We start from the raw sequence: 6,531 nt of genomic DNA, 5'->3' as shown, positions 1-6,531 counted from the left end.
CCATTAGACATGGTCGGAGGGCCCGATGGGTTTCGCCGACGAATGGAAGGGCGGCATGGCATGCGCCCAGCCAACGTCTCCGGGCCGCGGGTTCGCTGCTGACAGCCGGCAGCCCCTCAATAGGGGTGACGGTCCTTCTTGTTGGTCCAGGCCTCGTAGGCCTTGAGCCCGACCTCGCGCTCGAAATTCTCGCTCACCTTGATCCGCCGATCGCCCCACGGCTTGGCGAAGTCTTCGTACTGGAAGGCGTCGTCGAATCCGATCGCGCTGGTGTCCTTCAGGCTGGCCGCGAAATAGACGTGATCGATACGGGACCAATAGATCGCGCTCATGCACATCGGGCAGGGCGCCCCATTGATATAGATTTCGCATCCCTTGAGCATGCGGGCACGTTCCGGAACCGGGTCGGGCGAGCCAGCCTCACGCGGGATCATCTCCAGGATGGTTCCAGCGCCATATTCACTGCCGAGGAGTGCCTTGGGATTGAGGCGGGCCGAGGCATCCATGATCGCCGTGATCTCGGCGTGGAACACCGGAATACCCGTCAGCAGCACGCGGTTCTGGCCGCGCCCGATGATCTCGCCATCCTTGACGATGACGGCACCGAACGGTCCGCCCCAGCCCTTCTCGACCGACTCTATCGCCAGTCGCGTCGCCTCTTCCATGAACTTCCGCTTGTCTGGCGAAGGCGTCGCGGCGACGGCCTTGACGGCGGAGAGGCCGACCGCACCGGCGGCCCCCAGCCCGATAGCTGCCGAGAAGAACTGGCGGCGGCCCGGATCGTCGGGCGCATCGCAGCCTAACGCGTGAACGGTGGTGCAGGAACAACTCGGCATCGCATTCCAACCTTCGGTCATGGACCCAAGCCGAGAGCGCGATCGCGTCCGGCAGCAATTCCCATGGGACGTGCCGAGAGCTGTACTTAGCGCCGAATTGCTGTGAGCGGGTTAACTCCATCCCTCAACAGCAACCGTCTGCGCTGGATTCGTTGCCACACTGTCGATCGGATGGATGTGCAAGCATTGTGGGAGCACCACCTTTCGCTCTGCGCATTTCAGTCTACGATCGCCCAGGGCGAGCCAATTCATCGATTTCCGATGCGGCTGACGGCGAATGAAACAGAAGGCCGCCGAAGTCGTTGGCCAAATGCAGGCCTTCGGCTGCAACCGAGTCATCCGAACATCAGGACAGGAGACAGCATCATGGCGATCAACAAGACCGGCGCGGCCCATTGGGAAGGCGGCATCAAGGACGGCAAGGGCACGATCTCGACCGAGACCAAGGCGCTCGACGCCTATCCCTACGGCTTCGCCAGCCGCTTCGAAGGCAAGCCCGGCAGCAATCCCGAGGAACTGATCGGCGCGGCGCATGCCGCCTGCTTCACCATGGCGCTTTCGCTGATCCTGGGCGAGGCCAATCTCAAGGCCGATGCGCTCGACACCACGGCGCGCGTGACGCTCGACAAGCTCGACGACGGCTACGCGATCACCGCGATCCACCTCACCCTGAAGGGCAAGGTGCCCGGCACCGACCAGGCGACCTTTCAGTCGCTGGCCGACAAGGCCAAGGCCGGCTGCCCGGTCTCCAAGCTGTTCAAGGCGCCGATTACGCTTGAAGCGACGCTGGTGGGTTGAGACGGGCGCGCCCTTTGTCATTCCGGGGCTTCGCGCAGCGAAGAACCCGGAACCCACGATAAGCCGAGCGGCCGACAACCGCGCATTGACTGTCTCACCCAGTCGTGGGTTCCGGGTTCGCGCCTGCGGCGCGCCCCGGAATGACAAGCCTGGCGCAATGAATAGCGGTCAGTTGCACCCGGCCCATCAGGCGAAGTGGCAGGACACCTCGACGCCACCCAGTTGCCGCAGCTCCGGCCGCTCGACGCGGCAGCGATCGACCGCCTGGATGCAGCGCGGGTTGAAGGTGCAGCCGGCCGGCGGATTGATCGGGCTCGGCACTTCGCCCGACATCGGCCGGCGCTCCCGGTTCGGCCGCTCGACATCGGGGATCGTGTCGAGCAGCAGGCGCGTATAGGGGTGCTGCGGCCGGGTGAAGACCTGCTCGGCCGGGCCCGCCTCGGCGAAGCGGCCGAGATACATGATCGCGAGATCGTCCGACATGTGCCGGACGACCGAGAGATTGTGACTGATGAAGAGATAGGTCAGCCCGAATTCCTTCTGCAGCCGGACCATCAGGTTGAGAATCTGCGCCTGCACGGAGACGTCGAGCGCCGAGGTCGGCTCGTCGCAGACGAGGAAATCGGCCTCGGTCGCGAGCGCACGCGCAATCGAGATGCGCTGGCGCTGGCCGCCTGAGAAGGCATGCGGATAGCGGCTCGCATCGGTGCGCGAGAGGCCGACCACCTCCAGCAAGTCGCCGACGCGCTGCTGGACCGCCGACTCGTCCGATCTCAGCTTCAATTCGCGGATCGGCTCGGCGATGATGTCGCCGACGCGCCAGCGCGGGTTGAGCGAGGCGTAAGGGTCCTGGAAGATCATCTGCACGCGCGGCGGGCCGATCGTGCCGTCGGCGCGGCGGATGTCGCGGAAGGTCAGTTTGCCCTCGGTCGGCCGCTGGAGGCCGACGACCATGCGCGCCAGCGTCGATTTTCCGCAGCCGGATTCGCCGACGATGCTGTAGGTGGTGCCGCGCCTGACCGCGAAGGAGACGTGTTCGACCGCGCGCAGGATGCGCCGCGGTTCCTTCGAGAACAGCCGCGACAGGGCCGGGGCCGAGACATCGAAGCGGCAGCAGGCCGCCTCGACATCGAGGATGATGTCGTCACCAGCGGCCTTGGCGGGGGCGAGCTTCGAAGCCTGCTCAAGCATGGGCCGCCTCCTTCAGGGGGAAATGGCAGGCCGCGGCGTGCCCCGAGAGAGGCAAGCCCGGCTTGTGCTTGCGGCAGAAATCCTCAGCCTTTCCGCAGCGCGGATTGAAGGCGCAGCCCGGCGGGATGGCGTTGAGGCGCGGCATGGCGCCGTCGATCTGGTTGAGATGCTCGTGGCGGATATGGACGCTCGGGATCGAGGCCATCAGGCCGGCGGTATAGGGATGGCTCGGCCGGCGCGTCACCTCCTCGACCGGGCCGATCTCGACGATGCGGCCGGCATACATCACCGCGACCCGGTCGGCGGTCTCGGCGATGACCCCCATGTCGTGGGTGACCAGCATGATCGCCGTGCCGTGCTCGCGGCAGAGCCGCTTCAGCAAGGTGGTGATCTGGGCCTGGATCGAGACGTCGAGCGCCGTCGTCGGTTCGTCGGCGATGATCAGCGAGGGCTCGGCGCAGAGCGCGAGCGCGATGACGACGCGCTGGCGCATGCCGCCCGAGAACTGGTGCGGGTAGGCGTCGATGCGCGACTCGGCCGCGGGGATGCCGACCTCCTTGAGCAGGTCGAGCGCGCGCTTGCGGGCTTCCGCCCGGCTGACCGGCAGATGCGTCAGGATCGTCTGGACAAGCTGGTCGCCGACCCTGAGCAGCGGATGCAGCGAGGTCAGCGGGTCCTGGAAGATCGCGCCGATGCGCCGGCCGCGCAGCTTGCGCATCGGCTCCGCCGGCAGGTTGTCGATGCGCTGGCCGGCGAGATGGATCTCGCCGCCGGCGACGCGGCCGGGCGGATCGAGCAGGCCGATCACCGCCGTGCCGGTCAGGGACTTGCCCGCCCCGGACTCGCCGACCACGCCGAGGATCTCCCCCGGCGCGATGTCGAAGGAAACGCCGTCCAGCGCCGTCAACGGACCGTGGCGGCCATCGAAAACGATGCGCAGGTCGCGAACGGACAGGAGAGGCTGGGCGGCGGATGCGGTCATGCAGAGGCCTCGCTGCGTTCGATCGCGTAGCTCGACGAGAAGATCTCGCTCATCGGCGGGTGGCCGAGCGTGCGCTCGGGATAGCGCGCCATGACGCCCTCGAACTGCTTCTGGGCGCGGGCGTTATCGGCGGCCTCGTCCTGTCCGGGGATCGCCCGGTTCTCCATGACGAAGCGGCCGTCGATCACCACCGTCGCGAAATCGCGGCCATGGCCGGTCAGCATCATCGTCTGGATGGGGTCGATGACCTGCCCGCTATGCGGCCGGTCGAATTCGAAGACGGTGATATCGGCGCGGGAGCCCGGCTGGAGGCGGCCGAGATCGGGGCGCTGCAAAGCATCGGCACCACCGATCGTCGCCGCATCGTAATAATCCTCGGAGCGCACGGCGCCGACATTTCCGGCCATGGTGCGGGAGAGGATCATGCCGGTCTGCATGTTCAGGACCATGTCCGGCGGGGCGGTATCGGTGCCCATGGCGATGTTGAGGCCCATCGCGCGGTAGCTGCCGAAATGGTTGATGCTGTTGCCGTGCCGGCCCGAGACCAGCGGGCAATGCACGATGCTGGCGCCGGAATCGCGGATGATCTCGAGATCGCGGCCGGGGCGGCCGATGAGGCGGCTGCCGGAGACGACGGTGCCGTGCGGCAGCAGGCAGCGCTCGTTGAGGAAGCCGAGGCTCTCCAGCCATTCCGGCGGGCTCATCCCATGCTGGGCGAGGACGAGGTCGTATTCGATCTTCGACTGGCAGCAATGCAGCCGGACGGGGATGTCGAGATCGCGCGAGGCCGCCGCCGTGCGGCGCAGGAGCTCGGCCGTCGAGGTCTCGATGCGGTCCGGCGCGAACATCGCGCGGATCAGCCCGCCGGCCTGCCCCTCGTGGCGCCTGGCGAAGTCGATGGCCGCATCGAGCTCGGCGAGGCCGCGGTCTTCCTCGTAGTAGGTGACGACTCGCCCGTCGCTTTCGACGACCTGGTTGCCGGTGCGATAGGCCGGGCCGAGATAGGCGCGCATGCCGAGATCGGCGGCGGCCACCGCGGCATCCTCGAATTCCTGCACCGTCTCGCCCCAGGCGCGGTAGAACAGCGAGGCGATCGGCAGCGCGGTGGTGATGCCGTTGCGGATCAACTGGGAGAAAGCGTAGCGCTTCTGGAAGGCCAGCTCCTCGCGCGTGTACATCTCGTAGGGGCCGGCCTCGAGATAGCTGCGCGGCCAGACGCGGCCCTTCTTCCAGGCCGGCTGGTTGTCATAGCCGAGGATGGTGGTGTCGAGGTCGGACAGGGCATCGCAATCGACGAAGCCCGGCCCGATCAGGGCGTGGCCGTAGTCGATGCGCCTGCTGACTTCGCCGGGGAAGCCATGGCCGACGAAGACGATTTCGCCGTTCTCGAACACCACTTCGCCGTTTTCGTAGAGGCGATGGCGGCCATCCTTATGGCCAACCACCCAGCGCGCGGTCATCAGGATGCGACCTTCAGGGCGCTTCTTGGCTTGCAGGCTCACGGGGCGGTCCTCACCGAAACGCCGTCGCGGGCGACGATCCTGCCGCGCTTGATCACGCGGCGCTTGGGCGAACGGGTGACGACGATATCCGTCAGGCTCTGGCCGGGCATGATCACGAGATCGGCGATCTTGCCCTCGGCGAGGCCGTAATCGGCGATTTCCATCACCTGGGCACCGCCAGTCGTGCAGACATGGAGGCCGAGCTCGACCTCGTCGTCGCGGCGGAAATTGTTGCGCAGGCCGATGAACATGGCGCGCTCGACCATGTCGGCATTGCCATAGGGGCCCCAGGTGTCGCGGATGCCGTCCGAGCCCGAGCAGACGCGGATGCCGGCATCGAGCAGCTTCTTGACGGCGGGCGCAGTGTTGCGGGCGGGCGCCGTCGTCATGATCGCGATGTCGAGCTCGGCGAGCTGCGGGATTACGGGGTCGACCAGTTGCGGATCGACGCCTAGGCAGAAGGCGTGGCTGACGGTGACCTTGCCCTTCATGCCGAGCGCGCGGGTGCGCTCGATGATCAGGTCGAGCGAGAACAGGCCCATCTCGCCGGGCTCGTGCAGGTGGATATCGAGCGGCCGGCCATAGGTCTGGCAGAGCCCGAAGATCGCATCGAGATGCCCCTTGGGGTCGCGATCGATGGCGCAGGGATCGAGACCGCCGACGATCTCGCAGCCGGCCTTCATCGCCTCATGCATCAATTCCAGCGTGCCCGGCCGGCGCAGCAACCCGGATTGGGGGAAGGCGACGAGCTCGATGTCCATGATGTCCGCGTAGTCCTCGCGGGTCTTCATGATGCCCTCGACGCCCCAGAGGCCGAGTTCGGTGTCGACGTCGACATGGCTGCGGGTATGGGTCGAGCCCATCATCGAGGACTGGACGGTCTGACGGGCCGACTGGCGGGCCGGGTCGAGATCGAGGCGCTTCTTGCTCTCGCGCTCGTTGTCGATCTTGTCGAGCAGCTTGGGGCCGACCTCGTTGACGTACCAGGGCATGCCCCAGAGGCTCTTGTCGAGATGGGCGTGGGCCTCGACGAGGCCGGGAATGGCGATCTCGCCACCGCCATCCTCGACCGTCGCGCCGGCGGGCGCCGCGATGTCCTTGGCCATCCGGGCGATGCGGCCGTTCTCGATGAGGATATCGAGAGCGGGTCCTGCATTCGGCCTGACATTGCGGATGAGGAGGGAGGCAGTCATCGCAGGCGTATCCTCGTGGTTTCTTATGA

At 66.7% G+C, this 6,531-nt stretch carries 6 protein-coding genes; 1 reads left to right on the top strand and 5 read right to left on the bottom strand.

Features of this window, described 5'->3' with window-relative positions:
- Positions 1-116: 116 nt before the first annotated feature.
- A complete protein-coding gene (locus JHD80_RS12475) occupies positions 117-857 on the bottom strand; it encodes a nucleoside deaminase (protein ID WP_248311529.1) in 741 nt (246 codons plus the stop codon).
- Between the two features lie 345 nt (positions 858-1,202).
- On the opposite strand from JHD80_RS12475, the gene JHD80_RS12470 reads away from it, so the two are divergent.
- Positions 1,203-1,634, top strand: a complete 432-nt coding sequence (locus tag JHD80_RS12470) for an OsmC family protein (RefSeq protein WP_199087575.1) — start codon at positions 1,203-1,205, stop codon at positions 1,632-1,634.
- A 186-nt stretch (positions 1,635-1,820) separates the two neighbouring features.
- Here JHD80_RS12470 and JHD80_RS12465 read toward each other — a convergent pair whose 3' ends face one another.
- Genes JHD80_RS12465 through JHD80_RS12450 form a run of 4 tightly spaced genes read right to left on the bottom strand, consistent with a single transcriptional unit; the run spans position 1,821 to position 6,502 of the window.
- A complete protein-coding gene (locus JHD80_RS12465; protein WP_199087573.1) occupies positions 1,821-2,825 on the bottom strand; it encodes an ABC transporter ATP-binding protein in 1,005 nt (334 codons plus the stop codon).
- Positions 2,818-3,807, bottom strand: coding sequence for an ABC transporter ATP-binding protein (locus tag JHD80_RS12460; protein ID WP_199087564.1), 990 nt, complete (start codon positions 3,805-3,807; stop codon positions 2,818-2,820). Before JHD80_RS12460 ends, JHD80_RS12465 begins: the two co-directional genes overlap by 8 nt.
- Positions 3,804-5,267, bottom strand: a complete 1,464-nt coding sequence (locus JHD80_RS12455) for an amidohydrolase family protein (RefSeq protein WP_199087581.1) — start codon at positions 5,265-5,267, stop codon at positions 3,804-3,806. Before JHD80_RS12455 ends, JHD80_RS12460 begins: the two co-directional genes overlap by 4 nt.
- A gap of 38 nt (positions 5,268-5,305) precedes the next feature.
- Positions 5,306-6,502: an amidohydrolase family protein gene (locus tag JHD80_RS12450; RefSeq protein WP_199087561.1), complete on the bottom strand. Its 1,197-nt coding sequence runs from the start codon at positions 6,500-6,502 to the stop codon at positions 5,306-5,308.
- Positions 6,503-6,531: the final 29 nt, after the last annotated feature.

The sequence above is a fragment of the Allobosea sp. ASV33 genome, assembly GCF_016428755.1.
Classification (GTDB): domain Bacteria; phylum Pseudomonadota; class Alphaproteobacteria; order Rhizobiales; family Beijerinckiaceae; genus Allobosea.
Note: the sequence above shows the minus strand (reverse complement) of the source record. Positions and strands in the feature narration are given on the sequence as shown.

Excerpts from the sequence above, each read along its gene's own strand:
- JHD80_RS12475 (WP_248311529.1), bottom strand. The coding sequence starts at position 857 with ATGACCGAAGGTTGGAATGCGATGCCGAGTTGTTCCTGCACCACCGTT.
- JHD80_RS12470 (WP_199087575.1), top strand. The coding sequence starts at position 1,203 with ATGGCGATCAACAAGACCGGCGCGGCCCATTGGGAAGGCGGCATCAAG.
- JHD80_RS12465 (WP_199087573.1), bottom strand. The coding sequence starts at position 2,825 with ATGCTTGAGCAGGCTTCGAAGCTCGCCCCCGCCAAGGCCGCTGGTGAC.
- JHD80_RS12460 (WP_199087564.1), bottom strand. The coding sequence starts at position 3,807 with ATGACCGCATCCGCCGCCCAGCCTCTCCTGTCCGTTCGCGACCTGCGC.
- JHD80_RS12455 (WP_199087581.1), bottom strand. The coding sequence starts at position 5,267 with ATGACCGCGCGCTGGGTGGTTGGCCATAAGGATGGCCGCCATCGCCTC.
- JHD80_RS12450 (WP_199087561.1), bottom strand. The coding sequence starts at position 6,502 with ATGACTGCCTCCCTCCTCATCCGCAATGTCAGGCCGAATGCAGGACCC.